Here is a 21,777-nt window from a genome sequence, read left to right as displayed (position 1 = left end):
AAATAATTCCCTTCTTTATTTTTATTTCTGGCAAACGGGTAATCAGGTCCTGGACGCTCTGAAGATCTATTTATAAGTAAACGTTGGTTGGAAATTGACCTATTGGCTTGCTTTCTCTAGAATCCCCGGTCTCTTAAAACGGGGGCCATTCCGGCCCGTTGTGGACGAACCAGGTAACACGACATGAAACGTACTTTCCAACCAAGCACTATCAAACGCGCTCGTACCCACGGTTTCCGTGCTCGCATGGCTACCAAGAACGGTCGTGCCGTACTGTCGCGTCGTCGCGCCAAAGGCCGCGCACGTCTGGCAGTTTGATAATCCGGCACTGGAGGTGAGTCAGGACTTCAGTCGGGAAAAGCGTCTGCTTACACCCCGGCATTTCAAGGCAGTCTTTGACTCCCCTACCGGCAAGGTTCCGGGGAAAAATCTCCTGCTCCTTGCGCGCAACAACGATCTCGATCACCCCCGTCTCGGGCTGGTTATCGGGAAAAAGAGCGTCAAGCTCTCCGTCGAGCGCAATCGCCTCAAACGTCTTATGCGCGAATCGTTTCGCCTGCACCAGGATTCACTGGTCGGCTGGGACATCGTTATCGTCGCGCGCAAAGGTTTGGGTGACGTAGAAAACCCCGAATTGATTCAGCATTTCGGCAAACTATGGAAACGTCTGGCACGCAACAAGCCGGTACCAGCAGTCAAAACCGAAACTGTAGGGGTAGACAGTCCAGATGCGTAAACTGGCACTCGTTCCGATCCAGTTTTATCGCTACGCCATTAGTCCCCTGATGGCCAGTCACTGTCGTTTCTACCCCAGTTGTTCTTGCTACGCGTATGAAGCCATCGAAAATCATGGCCTTCTGCGCGGTGGCTGGCTGACCTTTCGTCGTTTAGGTCGCTGTCATCCGTGGAATCCCGGTGGTTATGACCCGGTTCCACCTATCCCTACCTCCCGTTCTTCTTCGATGGCCGAGTAATCATGGATATCAAACGCACGATCCTGATCGTCGCCCTGGCAATCGTGTCCTATGTCATGGTCCTTAAATGGAACCAGGACTATGGCCAGGCTGCCCTGCCGACTCAGAATGTTGCTTCCAGTACGACTACATCCGGTTTGCCGGACACCGCCACTGGCAATAACGCTGCCGCCAGTGACGATATTCCGCGCGCCGCAAGCGATACCAGCGCACCTGCCGAAACGCCGGTCGCCGCCAGCAAGGATCTGATCCAGATCAAAACCGACGTGCTCGATCTGTCGATCGATCCACAAGGTGGTGATGTTGCTCAGTTGACCTTGCCGCTGTATCCACGTCGTCAGGATCGTCCGGACGTTCCGTTCCAGATGTTCGACAACGGTGGCGAACGTACCTATCTGGCACAGAGCGGTCTGATTGGCACCAATGGTCCGGATGCAAACCCGGCCGGCCGCCCGATCTACTCTTCGGAGAAGAAGACTTATCAACTGGCTGACGGTCAGGACCAACTGGTCGTCGACCTGAAATTCAGCAAGGACGGCGTCAATTACATCAAGCGTTTCACTCTGAAACGTGGCCTGTATGACGTGACCGTGACCTATCTGATCGACAACCAGAGCGCTCAGCCCTGGTCCGGTTCGATGTTCGCCCAGCTGAAACGCGACGCCAGCGCCGATCCTTCGTCGACCACTGCTACCGGTACCGCGACTTATCTGGGCGCCGCCCTGTGGACAAGTTCCGAGCCGTACAAGAAAGTGTCCATGAAGGACATGGACAAAGCTCAGCTCAAGGAAACCGTCACCGGTGGCTGGGTAGCCTGGCTGCAACACTACTTCGTGACTGCATGGGTTGCTCCGAAGGGCGAAAACAACATCGTCCAGACCCGTAAAGACAGCAAAGGCAACTACATCATCGGTTACACCGGTCCTTCGTTGACCGCTGCACCGGGTGCGAAAGTCGAGACCAGCGCTGTTCTTTACGCCGGTCCGAAAAGCCAGGCGGTGCTGAAAGAGTTGTCCCCAGGTCTGGAACTGACTGTCGACTACGGCATTCTGTGGTTCATTGCCCAGCCAATCTTCTGGCTGCTGCAACATATCCACAGCATCGTCGGCAACTGGGGCTGGTCGATCATCTTCCTGACCATGCTGATCAAAGGGATCTTCTTCCCTCTGTCGGCCGCCAGCTACAAGTCGATGGCCCGCATGCGCGCCGTGGCTCCGAAACTGGCTGCACTGAAAGAGCAACATGGCGATGACCGGCAGAAAATGTCGCAAGCCATGATGGAGCTGTACAAGAAAGAGAAGATCAATCCGCTGGGTGGCTGCTTGCCGATCCTGGTGCAGATGCCGGTTTTCCTTTCCCTGTACTGGGTTCTGCTGGAAAGCGTGGAAATGCGCCAGGCGCCATTCATGCTGTGGATTACCGACCTGTCGATCAAGGATCCGTTCTTCATCCTGCCGATCATCATGGGCGCGACCATGTTCATCCAGCAGCGTCTGAACCCTACACCTCCGGATCCGATGCAGGCCAAGGTGATGAAAATGATGCCGCTCATCTTCACCTTCTTCTTCCTGTGGTTCCCGGCAGGTCTGGTGCTGTACTGGGTTGTGAACAACTGCCTGTCGATTGCCCAACAGTGGTACATCACGCGTAAGATCGAAGCGGCGACGAAAAAAGCCGAGGCGTAACTTACTCTGTGGATAACACCACTCAAAACGCCCCCTAGTGGGGCGTTTTGCTATCTGCCATTTTTGTCTGGATACCGGTTTATGAGCGCACCTCGTGAAACCATCGCAGCTGTCGCCACCGCCCAAGGCCGTGGTGGTGTGGGCATCGTTCGAATTTCCGGGCCGCTGGCCAGCGTTGCTGCCAAAGCCATCAGCGGCCGTGAACTGAAACCACGATTTGCCCACTACGGCCCGTTCTTAACTGACGATCAACAGGTGCTGGATGAAGGTCTGGCGCTGTATTTCCCCGGGCCGAACTCGTTCACCGGCGAGGACGTACTGGAACTGCAGGGCCACGGCGGCCCGATCGTTCTGGACATGCTGCTCAAGCGTTGCCTGGAACTGGGCTGCCGTCTGGCCCGTCCTGGAGAGTTCAGCGAAAGAGCATTCCTCAATGACAAACTCGACCTGGCTCAGGCCGAGGCGATCGCCGACCTGATCGAAGCCAGTTCTGCACAGGCTGCGCGCAATGCCCTGCGCTCTCTGCAGGGGGCATTTTCCCAACGTGTGCATAACCTCACCGAACAGCTGATCGGTCTGCGGATCTATGTCGAAGCGGCCATCGACTTTCCGGAAGAAGAAATCGACTTCCTTGCCGATGGCCATGTCCTGAGCATGCTGGACAAGGTGCGCGACGAGTTATCCACCGTATTGCGTGAAGCCGGGCAGGGCGCGTTGCTGCGGGACGGCATGACCGTGGTGATCGCCGGTCGTCCGAATGCCGGCAAATCCAGCCTGCTCAACGCTCTGGCCGGTCGTGAAGCCGCGATCGTGACCGAAATCGCCGGCACCACCCGGGATATCCTGCGCGAACATATCCACATTGACGGCATGCCGCTGCACGTTGTGGACACCGCCGGTCTGCGCGATACCGATGACCATGTGGAAAAAATCGGCGTTGAACGAGCATTGAAAGCCATTGGCGAGGCTGACCGAGTGCTGCTGGTAGTCGACGCCACTGCGCCAGAGGCCGCCGATCCGTTCGCCTTGTGGCCGGAATTCCTCGAAACCCGGCCGGATCCGGCGAAGGTCACATTGATCCGGAACAAAGCCGATCTGACTGGCGAAGCCATTGCCCTGGAAGTCAGTGACGATGGCCACGTGACGATCAGCCTGAGCGCCAAATCTGCGGGAGAGGGGCTGGATCTGCTGCGTGATCACCTCAAGGCCTGTATGGGTTACGAGCAAACCTCGGAAAGCAGCTTCAGTGCGCGGCGCCGGCATCTGGAGGCCTTGCGTCACGCCAGTGCGGCGTTGGAACACGGTCGCGCCCAGCTGACGCTGGCGGGCGCTGGCGAATTGCTCGCTGAGGATTTGCGTCAGGCCCAGCATTCTCTGGGTGAAATAACCGGGGCCTTCAGTTCCGATGATCTGCTGGGAAGGATCTTTTCCAGCTTCTGTATCGGCAAATGACAAAATGGGCTGTGGACATTTTATCCACAGCCCCTTTTTTGTCTTACCAGTTATAAGAAACCGTACCGAGCAAGGTGCGGTCCTCGCCCCAGTAGCAGCGGCCGGCATCGTTGCATCCAGACACATATTCCTTGTCGAACAGGTTCTTCGCGTTCAGGTCGACGCTCCAGTGCGTGTCGATCTGATAACCGATCGCCGCATCCACCAACGTCACATCGCCGGCGTCCAGCTTTCCGTATAGCGAAGGCGAGGTGTAGGCGAACGCACTGTCGAAGTAACGCACACCACCCCCTACGTACAATCCTTTCAGATCGCCATCAAGGAAGCGGTATTTGGCCCAAACCGAGGCCTGATTACGCGGGACTCCCGTCATCTGGTGGCCTTTGACCAATGATGTCGTCGCGTCTTTGGTGATTCGGGCGTCGGTATAGGTGTAGGCCGCAGTGAGATTCAGGTTCTGTGTCAGATTGCTGTTGAGTTCAAGTTCTACACCTTTGGAACGGCTTTCGCCCACCTGACGGTAACTCGACGTCGTGGCATCGAAGTAGGTGTCGTCCTTTTTGCGCAGGTCATACACCGACGCCGTGAATGCGGTGTCCCAGCCGATCGGTTCGTACTTGAGACCCACTTCGTACTGGCTGCTGGTGATCGGATCGAGAGGCGCGCCGGCGTTGGAGATCTGTTGCACCGGCACGAACGAGGTGGAATAGCTGACATACGGCGTCATACCGTTGTCGAACTGGTACATCACTCCGCCCTGATAGGTGAACTTCTTGTCCTCGGAACTGATGTCGCTGGAGCGGGCCACCTTGTCGCGGAAATCACTGTCGACCCAGTCCTGACGACCACCGAGCAGGAACAGCCAGCGGTCGTATTTGCTCTGGATCTGTGCATAAACACCTTTCATCTGTTGTTCGAGCAAGGTGTTTTGCACCGCGATCGGCGTGGTCGGATCGCGCAGGTAGACGGGGTTATACACATCAATCGACCCGACCAGCCCTGCATTCCAGTCCTGATTGAAGGAGGTACGATCATAGCTGGCGCCGACCAGCACCGTATTCTCCAGGCCACCGACCTGGAATTTGCCCTCCAATTGGTTATCCAGCGAGTACACCATCGACTTATTGAAGCGATCGTAGGCGGTCATGTTCAGACGCGTGCCGAACCCGGCGTTGTTAAGGTTGCCCGGCCAGGTTTCATGTCGGGTGATGCGCGACTGCATGTAGCGAGAGTTCTGACGGAACTGCCAGTCATCGTTGAACGAGTGGCTGAATTCATAGCCAGTGCTCCACGTTTCCCTTTCGAACGTGTTCCAGTCCGGGTCACCGAGCATGGTGCCTTTGGATAACTTGCCGTTAGGGTTTGTCAGCAGAGTCCCGGCGGCCGGCAGGCCAAGTTCCATGTTGGTGTGATCCTTCTGGTAGTTGGCCAGCAGGGTCAGGGTGTTGAAGTCGTCAAAATTCAGGGTCAGGGATGGCGCGATGTAAATCCGGTCATCGGGGACATGATCGGTCTGGGTGTCCGATTTACGTCCGAGCATCACCACCCGCCCGAGAATGTTGCCGCTGTCGTTGAGCGGACCGGCGACATCGACGCCGACCTGCCGGCGATTGTTCGAGCCATAGCTCAGTTGCACTTCACCCCGGGGTACAGCGGTAGGACGTTTGCTCACCAGATTCACCAGCCCGCCCGGTGCGTTTTCCCCATAAAGCAGCGAAGAAGGGCCGCGGAAAACCTCCACTCGCTCAAGGCCATAAGGCTCGGTGCTGGTGTCATACCGGTTGCCCTGTACGCGTAGTCCATCACGCAACAGACCGTAGCCGTAATCGGTGGCGTTGAAACCGCGAATGTAGAACAGATCCCCCGCCAGACTGTCGCCGGCGGCAAACGGTGGCGCAAAGATCCCCGGTACGTAGCCAAGTACTTCGGTGAGTGTCTGAGATTTCTGATCCTTCATGCGTTGGGCGGTTACGACTGACACGGAACGTGGTGTTTGCGACAACGGCGTACTGGTTTTCGTACCGACCCGACTGTTCTGCGCCTTGTAACCGACGTCGTCGGCGTAATCCAGGTTCATCGGGTTGGCCAGCTGACCATTAATATTGGTCGGTGCTAGCTCCAGCGAATCGCCGTTTGGCAGTGCCTGCAGAATGTAGCTTCCCGGCGCCTGTGGCACGGCTTGCAATCCCGACCCCTGCAGCAGTTGGGCAAACCCTTGTTCCACGCTGAAGTTGCCGTTCAGCCCGGCGCTGCGCAAACGGCTGGTCTGTTGCGGCGAGAACGACAGAATCACATTCGCGGCAGAGGCGAACTGGCTCAGGGCGGTATCGAGCGGTCCCGCAGCAATGGCGTACCGCTGAGCTGCTGTCGCAGCGAAGGCGTCATCGGTGATGACCAGGCAGGACGCAGCACTGGTGATCAGTAAGCTGTAGGCAATGCAGTGGTGGGAAAAACGCTGACGGAACGTGGGAAGACGCATGTGTGGATAAGCCCTGAAAGTGGCAAAGAGCCGCGTTTATCGCGATTACCTGTAGGGCCGGGTCAGGGCAAAAAAAGATAACCCTTGTGTTCAATTATTTTTCCCCAGGTATTTTTTCGCTCAAGCGTCGTGACTGATCGAAACCCAGTAACGGGTGAAGTAGCGGACCTTTATCGGCAGGGACGCCTGAAGATTGGCCAGCACTGCGTCGGTGGAGTCGAGACGAAAGGTGCCGGAAACCCGAAGATCCCGTGCGCGGGTATCGCAATGCAAAACACCGCTGCGATAGCGCCCCAACTCGTCGATCACCTCGCCCAACCGGGCATTGAGCACAATCAACTGACCGTTGGTCCACGCTACTTCCGAGGATTTGAAAGGATGAATCAACCCGATGTGCCGACCATCGAAGTCGGCGCCTTCGCCCGCCTTCAGGATGATTGCGGTTGTCGACAGGTCGGCGGGCTGGACGCTGACCCGGTCTTCCAGCACACCCACACGGGTAGAAACCGACAACTGATGTACAGAGAATCGGGTACCCAGCGCTTGAATCCGGCCATTGCGGGTTTCGACGAAAAAAGGCCGTTGATCACCGAGCTTGCCGGTTTGAATCAGGATCTCTCCAGAGCGTAAACGGATCAGTCGCTGGGCTGCGTCAAAAGACACATCAATCGCTGTACCGGTATTGAGCTGAATCTGGCTGCCATCGGCCAATGTAATGTTGCGGCGCTGACCGACGCCGGTTTTATAGTCGGCCCAGACATCGCCAAGGGAGGTACGCTGCTGAACATTCCAGCCAACGAAACCCGTTCCTGCGGCGAGCAACAACAACTTCAGTACCTGGCGCCGTTGCTGGCCGGTATTCAGCGCACGACGTTTCAAATCCTGCGGCAGGGTGCCGAGGTGACGCTGTAGTTGTTCCATCTGATTCCACGCCGCCAGATGCGCTGGATCACTATCTATCCACAGTTGCCAGGCTTTCTGTTCGGTGAGGGTCGGCGGGTCGGCTTGAAACTGCACGTACCAACTGGCGGCGGTTTCGAAAATCTTGCGGCTGGGTGCGATGGCCATCAACGCTGCGCCATGATCAGGGCACATTCCGTCAAAGCGCGGATCATGTGCTTCTTCACTGTTGTCAGCGACACCTTCAACTGCACGGCGATCTGTTGATAAGTCAGCCCATCGATCTGCGAAAGCATGAAGATCCGCTGGGTTCGTGCGCCAAGACCGGCCAAGGCTTTATCCACAGCAACCAGGGTTTCGATGATCAGCGCCTTGTCTTCTTCGCTGATGGCCGTGGCTTCAGATCTGGCGGCGAGGGTCTGCAAATACGCGGCCTCGATCGCGCGTCTTCTATACCGATCAATGACCAGGCCGCGTGCAACGGTGGCCAGATAATCCCGAGGTTCGCGAATCTGAGCCGCATTGCGGGCGGCCAGGATCCGCACAAACGTGTCATGCGCGACATCGGCCGCATCGCAGGCGTCATGCAATTTTCCCTTCAGCCAACCATATAGCCACGAATGGTGTTGCTCGTAGATTTGCTCGATCGCAGCGTTATGGGCGGGTAGGGACATGGGAGCAACTGGTGAGTTAATGATAATGGCTATTATTAGCCTCTGTTACGTTCTCTCACAATAGCCCTGTCACTTCCCTCCATCAGCTTCTCCACCGTCACCTGCCCCCGGACAGGCGCTTTTATGGCGCCCTGGAAAAGCCGTTTCGTCGATTTTCTGTGGATTAAGCCCTGTGAATAACTGCCACTGAGGGCAGTTGATAACAGGACCTGAAAGCTGAACATAACTGCCTCTGTGGATAACCACCCCATTCATCCACAGGCTTACACCGGTTATCCAAGGGCCTCATGGCGACATGGCCACAGGGTTTTGAATCTCTGTACACATTGAAAATAAAGGCCTGTAGAAATCTATCCACAGATATCATGGGCAGTAAGAATAAGCTTTAAAACAAAGGTTTTATAAATTTCTCTCTTTTTTATTTTTTTAACCGCAAGTTCTCCACAGCTGGTTAAAGTTTGTGCAAAGGGTTCTTTAGGAAGGGCGAAGTCCCTATACTTGCCGACCAGGTCCAGAAACCTGATCTCAAACTATTCCTGAATTACCTACTTAAGCAGGCACGAGGTGCGTGGTGGATTTCCCTTCCCGTTTTGAAGTGATCGTCATCGGCGGCGGTCATGCCGGTACCGAGGCAGCACTGGCCTCAGCACGCATGGGTGCAAAAACCCTTCTGCTGACGCACAACGTGGAAACCCTCGGTGCCATGAGTTGCAACCCGGCCATCGGCGGCATTGGCAAAAGCCATCTGGTCAAGGAAATCGACGCCCTCGGCGGCGCGATGGCCATGGCCACCGATCTGGGCGGTATCCAGTTTCGCGTGTTGAACAGCCGCAAAGGCCCGGCCGTACGGGCAACCCGTGCGCAAGCCGACCGGATTTTGTACAAAGCCGCTGTCCGCGAAATACTGGAAAACCAGCCGAACCTGTGGATATTTCAACAAGCCGCTGACGACCTGATCGTCGAGCAGGAACAGGTACGCGGTGTTGTCACGCAAATGGGTCTGCGTTTCTTCGCCGATTCCGTGGTGTTGACCACTGGTACGTTCCTCGGCGGACTTATCCACATCGGCTTGCAGAATTTTTCCGGCGGTCGCGCCGGTGATCCACCGTCGATCGCCCTGGCGCATCGTCTGCGTGAACTGCCGCTGCGTGTCGGTCGCCTGAAAACCGGTACGCCACCGCGTATCGACGGCAAGTCTGTGGATTTCTCGGTGATGACCGAGCAGCCAGGTGATACGCCGATCCCGGTGATGTCGTTCATGGGCAACAAGGAACAGCATCCACGGCAAGTCAGTTGCTGGATTACCCACACCAACGCCCGCACCCACGAAATCATTGCCGCGAACCTCGATCGCTCGCCGATGTATTCCGCTGCAGGCGAAATCGAAGGCATTGGTCCGCGTTATTGCCCGTCGATCGAAGACAAGATTCACCGATTTGCCGACAAGGAAAGCCATCAGGTGTTCATCGAGCCGGAAGGCCTGACCACCCATGAGCTGTATCCGAACGGGATATCCACAAGCTTGCCGTTCGACGTGCAATTGCAGATCGTGCAATCGATCCGCGGCATGGAAAACGCGCACATCGTGCGTCCGGGTTATGCGATCGAGTACGACTACTTCGATCCGCGCGACCTGAAGTACAGCCTGGAAACCAAGGTGATCGGCGGTCTGTTCTTCGCTGGCCAGATCAACGGCACCACCGGTTACGAAGAAGCCGGTGCACAGGGTTTGCTCGCCGGTGCCAACGCTGCATTGCGTGCGAAAGGCAAAGAAGCCTGGTGCCCGCGTCGCGACGAAGCCTACATTGGGGTATTGGTCGACGACCTGATCACCCTCGGTACCCAAGAGCCGTACCGCATGTTCACTTCCCGTGCCGAGTACCGTCTGATCCTGCGTGAGGACAACGCCGACCTGCGTCTGACCGAAAAAGGTCGCGAACTGGGCCTGGTCGATGACGCGCGCTGGGCAGCGTTCTGCAAGAAACGCGAAAGCATCGAAATCGAAGAGCAACGCCTGAAAAGCACCTGGGTTCGCCCGGGCACCCCGCAGGGCGATGCGATTGCCGACAAATTCGGCACGCCGCTGACTCACGAATACAACTTGCTCAATCTCTTGAGCCGTCCGGAAATCGACTACGCTGGTCTGGTCGAAGTGACCGGGCAGGGCGCCGAAGATCCACAGGTCGCCGAACAGGTCGAGATCAAGACCAAATACGCCGGTTACATCGATCGCCAACAGGACGAAATCGCCCGTCTGCGTGCCAGTGAAGACACGAAACTGCCTGTGGATATCGATTACGCCAACATTTCCGGTCTCTCCAAGGAGATCCAGAGCAAGCTGGGTGCCACGCGTCCCGAGACGCTGGGCCAGGCTTCGCGGATCCCCGGTGTGACCCCGGCAGCGATCTCGCTGTTGATGATTCATTTGAAAAAACGCGGCGCGGGCCGTCAGTTGGAGCAAAGCGCTTGAGTTCTAAGGTCACTTCGCAACACGCCGAAGAGTTATCCACAGGAGCCCGCGAGCTCGGTGTCAATCTCACTGAAACCCAGCACGAACTGCTGCTGGGTTATCTGGCCCTGTTGATCAAATGGAACCAGGCCTACAACCTGACTGCCGTTCGCGATCCGGACGAAATGGTTTCCCGTCATTTGCTCGATAGCCTGAGCGTGATGTCGTTCATCGAAAATGGGCGCTGGCTGGATGTCGGCAGCGGCGGCGGAATGCCGGGGATCCCTCTGGCGATCCTGTATCCGGACTCGCAGGTGACCTGTCTGGACAGCAACGGCAAGAAAACCCGCTTCCTGACCCAGGTCAAACTCGAACTTAAACTGGATAACCTGCAAGTTATCCACAGTCGCGTCGAAGCCTTCCAGCCTGCACAGCCGTTCAACGGGATCATTTCCCGGGCGTTCAGCAGCATGGAGAACTTCACCAACTGGACTCGCCACCTCGGCGACGCCGATACGCGCTGGCTGGCAATGAAGGGCGTCCATCCGGCGGATGAGCTGGTAGCATTGCCGGCAGACTTCAAACTCGATAGCGAACACGCCCTGGCCGTACCCGGTTGCCAAGGCCAACGCCATCTGCTGATACTGCGCCGCACGGCATGATTGGGAACACAAGCAAGAATGGCTAAGGTATTCGCGATAGCGAACCAGAAGGGTGGTGTGGGCAAGACCACCACCTGCATCAACCTCGCAGCATCCCTGGTCGCGACCAAGCGCCGGGTGCTGTTGATCGATCTCGATCCACAGGGCAACGCCACCATGGGTAGCGGTGTGGATAAGCATGGCTTGGAAAACTCGGTCTACGACCTGCTGATCGGCGAATGCGATCTGGCCCAGGCGATGCACTACTCCGAACATGGCGGCTATCAACTGCTGCCGGCCAACCGCGACCTGACGGCGGCCGAAGTGGTGCTGCTGGAAATGCAGATGAAGGAAAGCCGTCTGCGCAGCGCGCTGGCGCCGATCCGCGAGAACTACGATTACATTCTGATCGACTGCCCGCCTTCACTGTCGATGCTCACGCTGAACGCGCTGGTCGCCGCTGACGGGGTCATTATCCCCATGCAGTGCGAGTACTTTGCGCTCGAAGGTCTGAGCGACCTTGTGGATAACATCAAGCGCATCGCTGAACTGCTGAACCCGAACCTGAAAGTCGAAGGCCTGTTGCGGACCATGTACGACCCGCGTCTGAGCCTGATGAACGACGTTTCAGCCCAGCTCAAGGAACACTTCGGCGATCAGCTGTACGACACGGTGATCCCGCGCAACATTCGTCTGGCCGAAGCACCGAGCTACGGCATGCCGGCGCTGGCCTACGACAAGCAATCGCGTGGCGCGCTGGCCTATCTGGCCCTGGCGGGCGAGATGGTTCGCCGTCAGCGCAAAAATTCACGCACTGCCGCTGCCCAGCCAACTTAAGGAATCCCCATGGCCGTCAAGAAACGAGGTCTCGGACGAGGACTGGATGCGCTGTTGAGCGGTCCGACTGTCAGCTCGCTGGAAGAACAAGCGGCGCAGGCTGACAGCCGCGAGTTGCAGCACCTGCCGCTGGACCTGCTGCAGCGCGGCAAGTATCAGCCACGCCGGGACATGGATCCGCAGGCGCTGGAAGAGCTGGCGCAGTCGATCAAGGCCCAGGGCGTGATGCAGCCGATCGTGGTTCGCCCGATTGGTGGGGGGCGCTTTGAAATCATTGCCGGCGAACGCCGCTGGCGCGCGAGTCAACAAGCCGGGCAGGAAACCATCCCGGCGATGGTGCGTGATGTGCCGGATGAAACGGCAATCGCCATTGCGCTGATCGAGAACATCCAGCGCGAAGACCTGAACCCGATTGAAGAGGCGGTAGCCCTGCAGCGCTTGCAGCAGGAATTCCAGCTCACTCAGCAACAGGTTGCCGAGGCTGTGGGTAAGTCCCGCGTCACCGTGGCCAATCTGTTGCGCCTGATTGCGCTGCCGGAAGTCATCAAGACCATGCTGTCCCATGGCGACCTGGAGATGGGTCATGCCCGTGCATTGCTTGGTCTGCCGGACAATCAGCAGGTGGAAGGGGCGCGACATGTTGTCGCACGCGGTCTCACCGTGCGCCAAACTGAGGCACTGGTTCGCCAATGGTTGAGTGGCAAACCGGAGCCGGTCGAACCGTCCAAACCCGACCCGGATATCGCCCGCCTCGAACAGCGTCTGGCCGAGCGCCTGGGCTCTGCGGTGCAGATCCGTCACGGGAAGAAGGGCAAGGGGCAGCTGGTGATCGGTTACAACTCCCTCGATGAGCTTCAAGGTGTGCTCGCACACATCCGCTGAAACAATTCCTCTTGTAGCGCGCAGTCGGAAATCACTACCTGACAGTTGAATAGGGGCAGAACCGCCCCTATACTCTGCGCGCATTTTGTCGGCACAAATTATGCCAAGTTATTGAATTTCGGCAGCCGGCCATTGGAGAGCAATAGTGATGGAAACCCGCAAGCCAAACCGCCTGCCGTTCCATCGCCTGGCGGTTTTTCCGGTGTTAATGGCTCAATTTGTCATTTTGCTCATTGCCGCTTTGGCGCTCTGGCAATGGCACGGAGTCGTTGCCGGATACTCGGGACTTTGCGGAGGCCTGATAGCCTTGCTGCCCAATGTTTATTTCGCTCACAAGGCATTTCGGTTTTCCGGCGCCCGAGCAGCCCAGTCCATCGTCCGGTCTTTCTATGCCGGCGAGGCAGGCAAACTGATTTTGACGGCAGTGCTGTTTGCACTGGTGTTTGCAGGTGTGAAGCCACTGGCGCCGATCGCTGTATTCGGCGCCTTCGTGCTGACTCAGTCGGTCAGCTGGTTCGCTCCCCTGCTGATGAGAACAAGACTTTCGAGACCTTAGGGCGTTTGAGGCAACCATGGCAGAAACAACCGCTTCGGGCTATATCCAGCACCACTTGCAGAACCTGACCTTCGGTCAGCTACCCAACGGCGGCTGGGGCTTTGCCCACACCGCAGCAGAAGCCAAGGAAATGGGCTTCTGGGCTTTCCACGTCGATACCCTCGGCTGGTCGGTCGCGCTGGGTCTGATCTTCGTCATTCTTTTCCGCATGGCGGCCAAGAAGGCGACTTCCGGTCAGCCGGGTGCACTGCAGAACTTCGTTGAAGTCCTGGTCGAATTCGTCGATGGCAGCGTGAAAGACAGCTTCCATGGCCGTAGCCCGGTGATCGCACCGCTGGCACTGACCATCTTCGTTTGGGTGTTCCTGATGAACGCCGTCGACCTGGTACCGGTCGACTGGATTCCTCAGCTGGCCATCCTGATCTCCGGCGACCACCACATCCCGTTCCGCGCCGTGTCGACGACCGACCCGAACGCGACCCTGGGCATGGCGTTCTCGGTTTTCGCACTGATCATTTTCTATAGCATCAAGGTCAAGGGCATCGGCGGTTTCATCGGCGAACTGACCCTGCACCCGTTCGGCAGCAAGAACATCTTCGTTCAGGCCCTGCTGATCCCGGTGAACTTCCTGCTGGAATTCGTGACCCTGATCGCCAAACCGATCTCTCTGGCTCTGCGTCTGTTCGGCAACATGTATGCCGGCGAGCTGGTGTTCATCCTGATCGCTGTGATGTTCGGCAGCGGCCTGCTCTGGCTCAGCGGCCTGGGCGTTGTCCTGCAGTGGGCGTGGGCTGTGTTCCACATCCTGATCATTACCCTGCAGGCGTTCATCTTCATGATGCTGACCATCGTCTACCTGTCGATGGCGCACGAAGAAAACCATTAAGACCAGTCTCGACTAGTCTGATGTCCTTCCCGGTCAAACGGGAAGGGGCTCCTCACGGGGCACCATGAAACGATTTGTTTTACCGCTTTAATCTAAAAAACCTAAACCATACGACGTAAAAGTCGGGAGGAAAGATGGAAACTGTAGTTGGTCTAACCGCTATCGCTGTTGCACTGTTGATCGGCCTGGGCGCACTGGGTACCGCAATTGGTTTCGGCCTGCTGGGCGGCAAGTTCCTGGAAGGCGCAGCGCGTCAGCCAGAAATGGTTCCAATGCTGCAAGTTAAAATGTTCATCGTTGCCGGTCTGCTCGACGCCGTAACCATGATCGGTGTTGGTATCGCTCTGTTCTTCACCTTTGCGAACCCGTTCGTTGGTCAGATCGCTGGCTAATCATTCGGATCTCCGAGTGATTTGGTGTGATGGACAACGTAACTGCGAGGTGTTGGCGTGAACATTAATGCGACCCTGATTGGCCAGTCCGTTGCGTTCCTGATTTTTGTACTGTTCTGCATGAAGTTCGTATGGCCTCCGGTCATCGCGGCTCTGCACGAACGTCAAAAGAAGATCGCTGATGGTCTGGACGCTGCCAGCCGTGCAGCTCGCGACCTGGAGTTGGCCCAAGAGAAAGCGGGTCAGCAACTGCGCGAAGCGAAAGCTCAGGCAGCTGAAATCATCGAGCAAGCCAAGAAACGCGGTAACCAGATTGTCGAAGAGGCCGTTGAAAAGGCCCGCGTCGACGCTGACCGTGTGAAGGTTCAGGCTCAAGCCGAGATCGAACAGGAACTGAACAGTGTCAAAGACAAGCTGCGCGCCCAAGTGGGCTTGCTGGCTGTCGGCGGCGCCGAGAAGATCCTGGGTGCCACAATCGATCAAAACGCGCACGCAGAGCTGGTTAACCAACTGGCTGCTGAAATCTAAGCGAGGGCGATCATGGCAGAACTGACCACGTTGGCCCGACCTTACGCTAAGGCGGCCTTCGAGCACGCTCAGGCCCACCAGCAACTGGCCAATTGGTCAGCCATGCTCGGCCTGGCAGCAGCGGTGTCGCAAGACGACACCATGCAGCGCGTGCTCAAGGCCCCGCGACTGACGAGCGCAGAAAAGGCCGCCACGTTCATTGACGTGTGCGGCGACAAGTTTGATGCCAAGGCACAGAACTTCATCAATGTCGTTGCCGAAAACGACCGTCTCCCGCTTCTGCCGGAGATCGCCGCTCTGTTCGACCTGTACAAGGCCGAGCAAGAGAAATCGGTAGACGTTGAAGTGACCAGTGCTTTTGCATTGAACCAAGAACAGCAAGACAAACTCGCCAAGGTTCTCAGTGCACGACTCAACCGGGAAGTGCGCCTGCAAGTCGAGGAAGACAGCTCCCTTATCGGGGGGGTGGTCATCCGCGCCGGCGACCTGGTTATCGATGGCTCGATTCGCGGCAAAATCGCGAAACTTGCCGAAGCATTGAAATCTTGAGTTTGAAGGGGCAGCAGAGCAATGCAGCAACTCAATCCTTCCGAAATAAGTGAAATTATCAAGGGCCGCATCGAAAAGCTCGATGTGACCTCCCAAGCCCGTAACGAAGGCACTGTCGTCAGCGTATCTGACGGTATCGTGCGGATTCACGGTCTGGCCGACGTCATGTACGGCGAGATGATCGAGTTTCCGGGCGGCGTCTACGGTATGGCCCTCAACCTGGAGCAAGACTCCGTAGGTGCCGTTGTACTGGGCGCGTACACCAGTCTGGCTGAAGGCATGAGCGCCAAGTGCACCGGCCGCATCCTCGAAGTTCCGGTTGGCAAGGAACTGCTGGGTCGCGTTGTCGACGCACTGGGTAACCCTGTTGACGGCAAAGGTCCACTGGGCAACACCGAGACCGACGCGGTCGAGAAAGTTGCTCCGGGCGTGATCTGGCGTAAGTCGGTAGACCAGCCTGTACAGACTGGCTACAAGGCTGTCGATGCCATGATCCCTGTCGGCCGTGGCCAGCGTGAGCTGATCATCGGTGACCGTCAGATCGGTAAAACCGCTCTGGCGATCGACGCGATCATCAACCAGAAAGACAGCGGCATTTTCTGCGTCTACGTGGCAATCGGTCAGAAGCAATCGACCATCGCCAACGTGGTTCGCAAGCTGGAAGAAAACGGTGCACTGGCTAACACCATCATCGTTGCTGCGAGCGCTTCGGAATCTGCAGCACTGCAATTCCTGGCTCCGTACTCCGGTTGCACCATGGGTGAATTCTTCCGCGACCGCGGTGAAGACGCGCTGATCGTTTATGACGATCTGTCCAAGCAAGCAGTGGCTTACCGCCAGATTTCCCTGCTGCTGCGCCGTCCACCAGGCCGTGAAGCTTACCCAGGCGACGTGTTCTATCTCCACTCCCGTCTGCTGGAGCGTGCATCCCGCGTTTCGGAAGAGTACGTAGAGAAGTTCACCAACGGCGCAGTGACCGGCAAAACCGGTTCCCTGACCGCACTGCCGATCATCGAAACCCAGGCTGGCGACGTTTCCGCGTTCGTTCCGACCAACGTGATTTCCATCACCGACGGTCAGATCTTCCTGGAATCGGCCATGTTCAACTCGGGCATCCGCCCTGCAGTGAACGCCGGTGTTTCGGTATCCCGTGTGGGTGGTGCCGCTCAGACCAAGATCATCAAGAAGCTGTCCGGTGGTATCCGTACCGCTCTGGCTCAGTACCGTGAACTGGCGGCATTCGCCCAGTTCGCTTCTGACCTGGACGAAGCGACCCGTAAGCAACTTGAGCATGGTCAGCGCGTTACCGAGCTGATGAAGCAGAAGCAATACGCACCGATGTCGATCGCTGACATGGCGCTGTCGCTGTATGCCGCTGAGCGTGGGTTCCTGACTGACATTGAAATCGCCAAGATCGGCAGCTTCGAACAAGCGCTGATCGCTTTCTTCAACCGCGATCACGCCGATTTGATGGCCAAGATCAACGTTAAAGGTGACTTCAATGACGAAATCGACGCTGGCCTGAAGGCTGGTATCGAGAAGTTCAAGGCCACCCAAACCTGGTAAGCCGCAGCGGGAGCCGCAAGGCTCCCGCTTGCTAACCTGATAGGTGTTACATGGCAGGCGCAAAAGAGATTCGCAGTAAGATTGCGAGCATCAAAAGCACGCAAAAAATTACCAGCGCCATGGAAAAAGTGGCGGTCAGCAAAATGCGCAAGGCACAAATGCGCATGGCTGCTAGCCGTCCTTATGCGGAGCGTATCCGCCAGGTAATTGGGCATCTGGCCAACGCCAACCCGGAATACCGCCACCCGTTCATGATCGATCGCGAAGTAAAGCGCGTCGGTTATGTCGTGGTGAGCAGTGACCGTGGTCTGTGCGGCGGCTTGAACACCAACCTGTTCAAGGCCCTGGTCAAGGACATGGCGGTAAACCGCGAAAACGGCGTCGAGATCGATCTGTGTGTCGTTGGTAGCAAGGGTGCGGCCTTTTTCCGCAACTTCGGCGGTAACGTCGTTGCAGCTATCAGCCACCTGGGTGAAGAGCCGTCGATCAATGATCTGATCGGCAGCGTCAAGGTGATGCTGGATGCCTACCTGGACGGCCGTATTGACCGCCTGTCCGTGGTATCCAACAAGTTCATCAACACCATGACGCAACAGCCTACCGTGGAGCAGTTGATTCCATTGGTGGCGACCCCGGATCAAGAACTCAAGCACCACTGGGACTACCTCTACGAACCAGACGCCAAAGAGCTGCTTGACGGCTTGATGGTGCGTTACGTGGAGTCGCAGGTGTACCAGGCGGTGGTCGAGAACAACGCGGCTGAACAGGCTGCGCGGATGATCGCGATGAAGAACGCTACCGACAACGCCGGTGATTTGATCAGCGATTTGCAGCTGATCTACAACAAGGCGCGTCAGGCTGCGATCACCCAAGAGATCTCGGAAATCGTCGGCGGCGCTGCCGCGGTTTAACGGTTCAAATATTCAGAGGATCCAGCTATGAGTAGCGGACGTATCGTTCAAATCATCGGCGCCGTTATCGACGTGGAATTCCCACGCGACAGCGTACCGAGCATCTACGACGCCTTGAAGGTTCAAGGCGCCGAAACCACTCTGGAAGTTCAGCAGCAGCTGGGCGACGGCGTGGTTCGTACCATTGCGATGGGCTCCACCGAAGGCTTGAAGCGCGGTCTGGACGTCAACAACACTGGCGCAGCCATCTCCGTACCGGTCGGTAAAGCGACTCTGGGCCGGATCATGGACGTACTGGGCAACCCGATCGACGAAGCTGGCCCGATCGGCGAAGAAGAGCGCTGGGGTATCCACCGCGCCGCTCCTTCCTTCGCTGAACAGGCCGGTGGCAACGAGCTGCTGGAAACAGGCATCAAGGTTATCGACCTGGTTTGCCCGTTCGCCAAGGGCGGTAAAGTCGGTCTGTTCGGTGGTGCCGGTGTAGGCAAGACCGTAAACATGATGGAACTGATCCGTAACATCGCCATCGAGCACAGCGGTTATTCCGTGTTCGCCGGTGTGGGTGAGCGTACTCGTGAGGGTAACGACTTCTACCACGAGATGAAGGACTCCAACGTTCTCGACAAGGTAGCCCTGGTCTACGGTCAAATGAACGAGCCACCGGGAAACCGTCTGCGCGTAGCGCTGACCGGTCTGACCATGGCCGAGAAGTTCCGTGACGAAGGTAACGACGTTCTGCTGTTCGTCGACAACATCTATCGTTACACCCTGGCCGGTACCGAAGTATCCGCACTGCTGGGCCGTATGCCTTCGGCAGTAGGTTACCAGCCGACCCTGGCTGAAGAGATGGGCGTGCTGCAAGAGCGCATCACTTCGACCAAGCAAGGTTCGATTACTTCGATCCAGGCCGTATACGTACCAGCGGACGACTTGACTGACCCGTCGCCAGCGACCACGTTTGCTCACCTGGACGCCACCGTCGTTCTGTCCCGTGACATCGCTTCCCTGGGTATCTACCCGGCGGTAGACCCACTGGACTCGACTTCGCGTCAGCTGGACCCGAACGTGATCGGCAACGATCACTACGAGACCGCTCGTGGTGTTCAGTACGTGCTGCAGCGTTACAAAGAGCTGAAGGACATCATCGCGATCCTGGGTATGGACGAGCTGTCGGAAGCCGACAAGCAGTTGGTAAACCGTGCTCGTAAGATCCAGCGCTTCTTGTCGCAGCCGTTCTTCGTGGCTGAAGTCTTCACCGGTGCTTCGGGTAAATACGTTTCCCTGAAAGACACCATTGCTGGCTTCAAAGGCATCCTCAACGGTGACTACGACCACCTGCCAGAACAAGCGTTCTACATGGTCGGCGGCATCGAAGAAGCGATCGAGAAAGCCAAGAAACTGTAATCCAGGCGCCCGGCAACGGGCGCTAATTTAGGTTGAGGCAATCAGATGGCTATGACAGTCCATTGCGACATCGTCAGCGCGGAAGGAGAAATCTTTTCCGGCCTGGTCGAGATGGTGATTGCGCACGGTGCTCTGGGTGATCTTGGTATCGCTCTGGGCCACGCGCCGCTGATCACTAATCTGAAGCCAGGTCCGATCCGCCTGATCAAGCAAGGCGGGGAAGCCGAGGTGTTCTACATCTCCGGTGGTTTCCTCGAGGTTCAGCCGAACATGGTCAAGGTGCTTGCCGATACCGTGCAACGTGCCGCCGACCTGGATGAAGCTCAGGCTCAAGCAGCTCTCAAGGCTGCCGAAGCTGCTCTGCATGAGAAGAGCGCAGATTTCGACTACGGAGCTGCGTCCGCACGTCTGGCCGAGGCTGCAGCTCAGCTGCGCACCGTCCAGCAGATCCGCAAGAAGTTTGGCGGTTGATCCGTCAGCCACTTGTTGTGCGATTGATAAAAAAGGGTAGCCTCGGCTACCCTTTTTTCTTTTCAGAACTCTACAAACCCGGTCGCAGTTGCTGACCACCCAGGATTGGTAGCCAGTCATGTCTCTTGAAATCGTTATCCTCGCGGCCGGTCAAGGCACCCGCATGCGTTCCGCGCTGCCAAAAGTGCTGCATCCGATTGCCGGCGATTCCATGCTTGGCCATGTTATCCACAGCGCCCGTCAACTTGATCCACAGCGCATTCATGTCGTCATCGGCCACGGCGCCGATGTAGTGCGCGAGCGTCTGGCCGCTGACGATCTGAATTTCGTATTGCAGGACAAGCAGCTGGGAACCGGCCACGCCACGGCCCAGGCTGTTCCTTTCATCACCGCCGATACCGTACTGATTCTCTACGGCGATGTGCCGTTGATCGAAGTCGAGACCCTGCAACGTCTGCTCAAGCACGTTGTACCCGGGCAGATGGGCTTGCTCACCGTCGAGCTGGACGATCCGACCGGTTATGGCCGCATCGTGCGCGATGCCGACGGCAAGGTTGCCGCCATCGTCGAACACAAGGACGCCAGCGAAGCGCAACGGGCGATCACTGAAGGCAACACCGGCATCCTGGCAGTGCCGGCTAATCGTCTGGCGGACTGGATGAGTCGCCTGTCGAACAACAACGCTCAGGGCGAGTACTACCTGACCGACGTGATCGAGATGGCGGTCAGCGATGGCCTGACCGTCGCCACCGAACAACCTCACGATCCGATGGAAGTGCAGGGCGCCAATGATCGCAAACAGCTCTCCGAGCTGGAGCGTCATTACCAGCTGCGCGCCGGTCGTCGCCTGATGGCTCAGGGTGTCACCCTGCGCGACCCGGCCCGTTTCGATGTGCGAGGCGAAGTGACCGTCGGTCGCGATGTGCTGATCGACATCAACGTGATTCTCGAAGGCAAGGTTGTCATAGAGGACGATGTGGTCATCGGCCCGAACTGCGTGATCAAGGACAGCACCCTGCGCAAAGGCGTAGTGGTCAAGGCCAACAGCCACATCGAAGGCGCGGTGCTGGGCGAAGGCAGCGATGCCGGCCCGTTTGCCCGCCTGCGTCCGGGCACTGTGCTGGAGGCCCGCGCCCATGTGGGTAACTTCGTTGAACTGAAAAACGCGCGCATGGGCGAAGGCGCCAAGGCCGGGCACCTGACTTACCTGGGCGATGCCGAGATAGGTGCGCGTACCAACATCGGCGCCGGCACCATCACTTGCAACTACGACGGCGCCAACAAGTGGAAAACCGTGTTGGGTGAAGACGTGTTCATCGGTTCGAACAATTCGCTGGTGGCGCCTGTGGATATCTCTGCCGGTGCAACCACCGCTGCCGGTTCGACCATCACCCAGAATGTGGATAACGCGCAATTGGCTGTCGGCCGCGCACGCCAGAAGAACATCGATGGCTGGAAGCGGCCGGAGAAGATCAAGAAGAACTGAGTTATCCACAATGCTCAAATTAAAAAATGACCGCTGCCAGCGGTCTTTTTTTTGG

The 21,777-nt window shown here is 57.4% G+C and carries 22 protein-coding genes; 19 read left to right on the top strand and 3 right to left on the bottom strand.

Annotation, left to right across the window (positions count from 1 at the left end):
* Positions 1-183 precede the first annotated feature (183 nt).
* From rpmH to mnmE, 5 genes are all read left to right on the top strand, one after another.
* Positions 184-318, top strand: a complete 135-nt coding sequence (gene rpmH, locus PDR5_RS29585; protein ID WP_003213577.1) for a 50S ribosomal protein L34 — start codon at positions 184-186, stop codon at positions 316-318.
* A 16-nt stretch (positions 319-334) separates the two neighbouring features.
* Positions 335-736, top strand: coding sequence for a ribonuclease P protein component (gene rnpA / locus PDR5_RS29580; protein ID WP_011336726.1), 402 nt, complete (start codon positions 335-337; stop codon positions 734-736).
* Positions 729-974: a membrane protein insertion efficiency factor YidD gene (gene yidD / locus PDR5_RS29575; RefSeq protein WP_010465488.1), complete on the top strand. Its 246-nt coding sequence runs from the start codon at positions 729-731 to the stop codon at positions 972-974. The genes rnpA and yidD overlap by 8 nt, the downstream gene beginning before the upstream one ends.
* A 2-nt stretch (positions 975-976) precedes the next feature.
* A complete protein-coding gene (yidC, locus tag PDR5_RS28990; RefSeq protein ID WP_064600645.1) occupies positions 977-2,659 on the top strand; it encodes a membrane protein insertase YidC in 1,683 nt (560 codons plus the stop codon).
* Positions 2,660-2,740: 81 nt separating this feature from the next.
* The gene (gene mnmE, locus PDR5_RS28985; protein ID WP_064600643.1) at positions 2,741-4,111 is read left to right on the top strand and encodes a tRNA uridine-5-carboxymethylaminomethyl(34) synthesis GTPase MnmE; all 1,371 of its coding nucleotides are present in this window, start codon (positions 2,741-2,743) and stop codon (positions 4,109-4,111) included.
* 43 nt (positions 4,112-4,154) lie between these two features.
* Here the strand turns inward: mnmE and PDR5_RS28980 are convergent, their stop codons facing one another.
* The 3 genes from PDR5_RS28980 to PDR5_RS28970 all read right to left on the bottom strand — a co-directional run bounded on the left by PDR5_RS28980 (position 4,155) and on the right by PDR5_RS28970 (position 8,164).
* Positions 4,155-6,590, bottom strand: a complete 2,436-nt coding sequence (locus tag PDR5_RS28980; protein WP_064600640.1) for a TonB-dependent siderophore receptor — start codon at positions 6,588-6,590, stop codon at positions 4,155-4,157.
* Positions 6,591-6,710: 120 nt separating this feature from the next.
* Positions 6,711-7,658: a FecR domain-containing protein gene (locus PDR5_RS28975; protein ID WP_064600638.1), complete on the bottom strand. Its 948-nt coding sequence runs from the start codon at positions 7,656-7,658 to the stop codon at positions 6,711-6,713.
* Positions 7,658-8,164 (bottom strand): sigma-70 family RNA polymerase sigma factor, encoded by a 507-nt coding sequence (locus tag PDR5_RS28970; protein WP_064600636.1) that lies wholly within the window; start codon positions 8,162-8,164, stop codon positions 7,658-7,660. Before PDR5_RS28970 ends, PDR5_RS28975 begins: the two co-directional genes overlap by 1 nt.
* Before the next feature lie 571 nt (positions 8,165-8,735).
* On the opposite strand from PDR5_RS28970, the gene mnmG reads away from it, so the two are divergent.
* From mnmG to glmU, 14 genes are all read left to right on the top strand, one after another.
* The gene (mnmG, locus tag PDR5_RS28960) at positions 8,736-10,634 is read left to right on the top strand and encodes a tRNA uridine-5-carboxymethylaminomethyl(34) synthesis enzyme MnmG (RefSeq protein ID WP_064600632.1); all 1,899 of its coding nucleotides are present in this window, start codon (positions 8,736-8,738) and stop codon (positions 10,632-10,634) included.
* Positions 10,631-11,275, top strand: coding sequence for a 16S rRNA (guanine(527)-N(7))-methyltransferase RsmG (gene rsmG / locus PDR5_RS28955; protein ID WP_007911906.1), 645 nt, complete (start codon positions 10,631-10,633; stop codon positions 11,273-11,275). Before mnmG ends, rsmG begins: the two co-directional genes overlap by 4 nt.
* Before the next feature lie 18 nt (positions 11,276-11,293).
* A complete protein-coding gene (locus PDR5_RS28950) occupies positions 11,294-12,091 on the top strand; it encodes a ParA family protein (RefSeq protein ID WP_039764974.1) in 798 nt (265 codons plus the stop codon).
* A gap of 9 nt (positions 12,092-12,100) precedes the next feature.
* Complete coding sequence (locus tag PDR5_RS28945) at positions 12,101-12,973, top strand: ParB/RepB/Spo0J family partition protein (protein ID WP_064600630.1); 873 nt, start codon at positions 12,101-12,103, stop codon at positions 12,971-12,973.
* 148 nt (positions 12,974-13,121) lie between these two features.
* On the top strand, positions 13,122-13,529 hold the full coding sequence (locus tag PDR5_RS28940) for a F0F1 ATP synthase subunit I (protein ID WP_003229783.1): 408 nt from the start codon (positions 13,122-13,124) through the stop codon (positions 13,527-13,529).
* 16 nt (positions 13,530-13,545) lie between these two features.
* Positions 13,546-14,415 carry a F0F1 ATP synthase subunit A gene (gene atpB / locus PDR5_RS28935; protein ID WP_039764981.1) on the top strand — a complete coding sequence of 290 codons (870 nt, stop codon included), beginning with the start codon at positions 13,546-13,548 and terminating at the stop codon, positions 14,413-14,415.
* 134 nt (positions 14,416-14,549) lie between these two features.
* Complete coding sequence (atpE, locus tag PDR5_RS28930; RefSeq protein ID WP_003097235.1) at positions 14,550-14,807, top strand: F0F1 ATP synthase subunit C; 258 nt, start codon at positions 14,550-14,552, stop codon at positions 14,805-14,807.
* Positions 14,808-14,864: 57 nt separating this feature from the next.
* Positions 14,865-15,335, top strand: coding sequence for a F0F1 ATP synthase subunit B (locus tag PDR5_RS28925; protein WP_007954149.1), 471 nt, complete (start codon positions 14,865-14,867; stop codon positions 15,333-15,335).
* Between the two features lie 12 nt (positions 15,336-15,347).
* Positions 15,348-15,884 (top strand): F0F1 ATP synthase subunit delta, encoded by a 537-nt coding sequence (locus PDR5_RS28920; protein ID WP_011336717.1) that lies wholly within the window; start codon positions 15,348-15,350, stop codon positions 15,882-15,884.
* A 21-nt stretch (positions 15,885-15,905) separates the two neighbouring features.
* Complete coding sequence (gene atpA / locus PDR5_RS28915; RefSeq protein WP_041073579.1) at positions 15,906-17,450, top strand: F0F1 ATP synthase subunit alpha; 1,545 nt, start codon at positions 15,906-15,908, stop codon at positions 17,448-17,450.
* A 50-nt stretch (positions 17,451-17,500) separates the two neighbouring features.
* Positions 17,501-18,361 (top strand): F0F1 ATP synthase subunit gamma, encoded by an 861-nt coding sequence (gene atpG, locus PDR5_RS28910; RefSeq protein WP_007954161.1) that lies wholly within the window; start codon positions 17,501-17,503, stop codon positions 18,359-18,361.
* Between the two features lie 27 nt (positions 18,362-18,388).
* The gene (atpD, locus tag PDR5_RS28905) at positions 18,389-19,765 is read left to right on the top strand and encodes a F0F1 ATP synthase subunit beta (protein ID WP_007954162.1); all 1,377 of its coding nucleotides are present in this window, start codon (positions 18,389-18,391) and stop codon (positions 19,763-19,765) included.
* Positions 19,766-19,810: 45 nt separating this feature from the next.
* Entirely contained in the window at positions 19,811-20,236 is a 426-nt protein-coding gene (locus tag PDR5_RS28900; RefSeq protein WP_007954164.1) for a F0F1 ATP synthase subunit epsilon, read from the top strand.
* Between the two features lie 118 nt (positions 20,237-20,354).
* Positions 20,355-21,722 (top strand): bifunctional UDP-N-acetylglucosamine diphosphorylase/glucosamine-1-phosphate N-acetyltransferase GlmU, encoded by a 1,368-nt coding sequence (gene glmU / locus PDR5_RS28895; RefSeq protein ID WP_064600628.1) that lies wholly within the window; start codon positions 20,355-20,357, stop codon positions 21,720-21,722.
* The last annotated feature ends 55 nt before the right edge of the window (positions 21,723-21,777 follow it).

Origin of the sequence: Pseudomonas sp. DR 5-09, assembly GCF_001655595.1 — a bacterium.
GTDB classification, from domain to species: domain Bacteria; phylum Pseudomonadota; class Gammaproteobacteria; order Pseudomonadales; family Pseudomonadaceae; genus Aquipseudomonas; species Aquipseudomonas pharyngis.
This window is presented reverse-complemented; position numbering and strand designations above follow the sequence as displayed.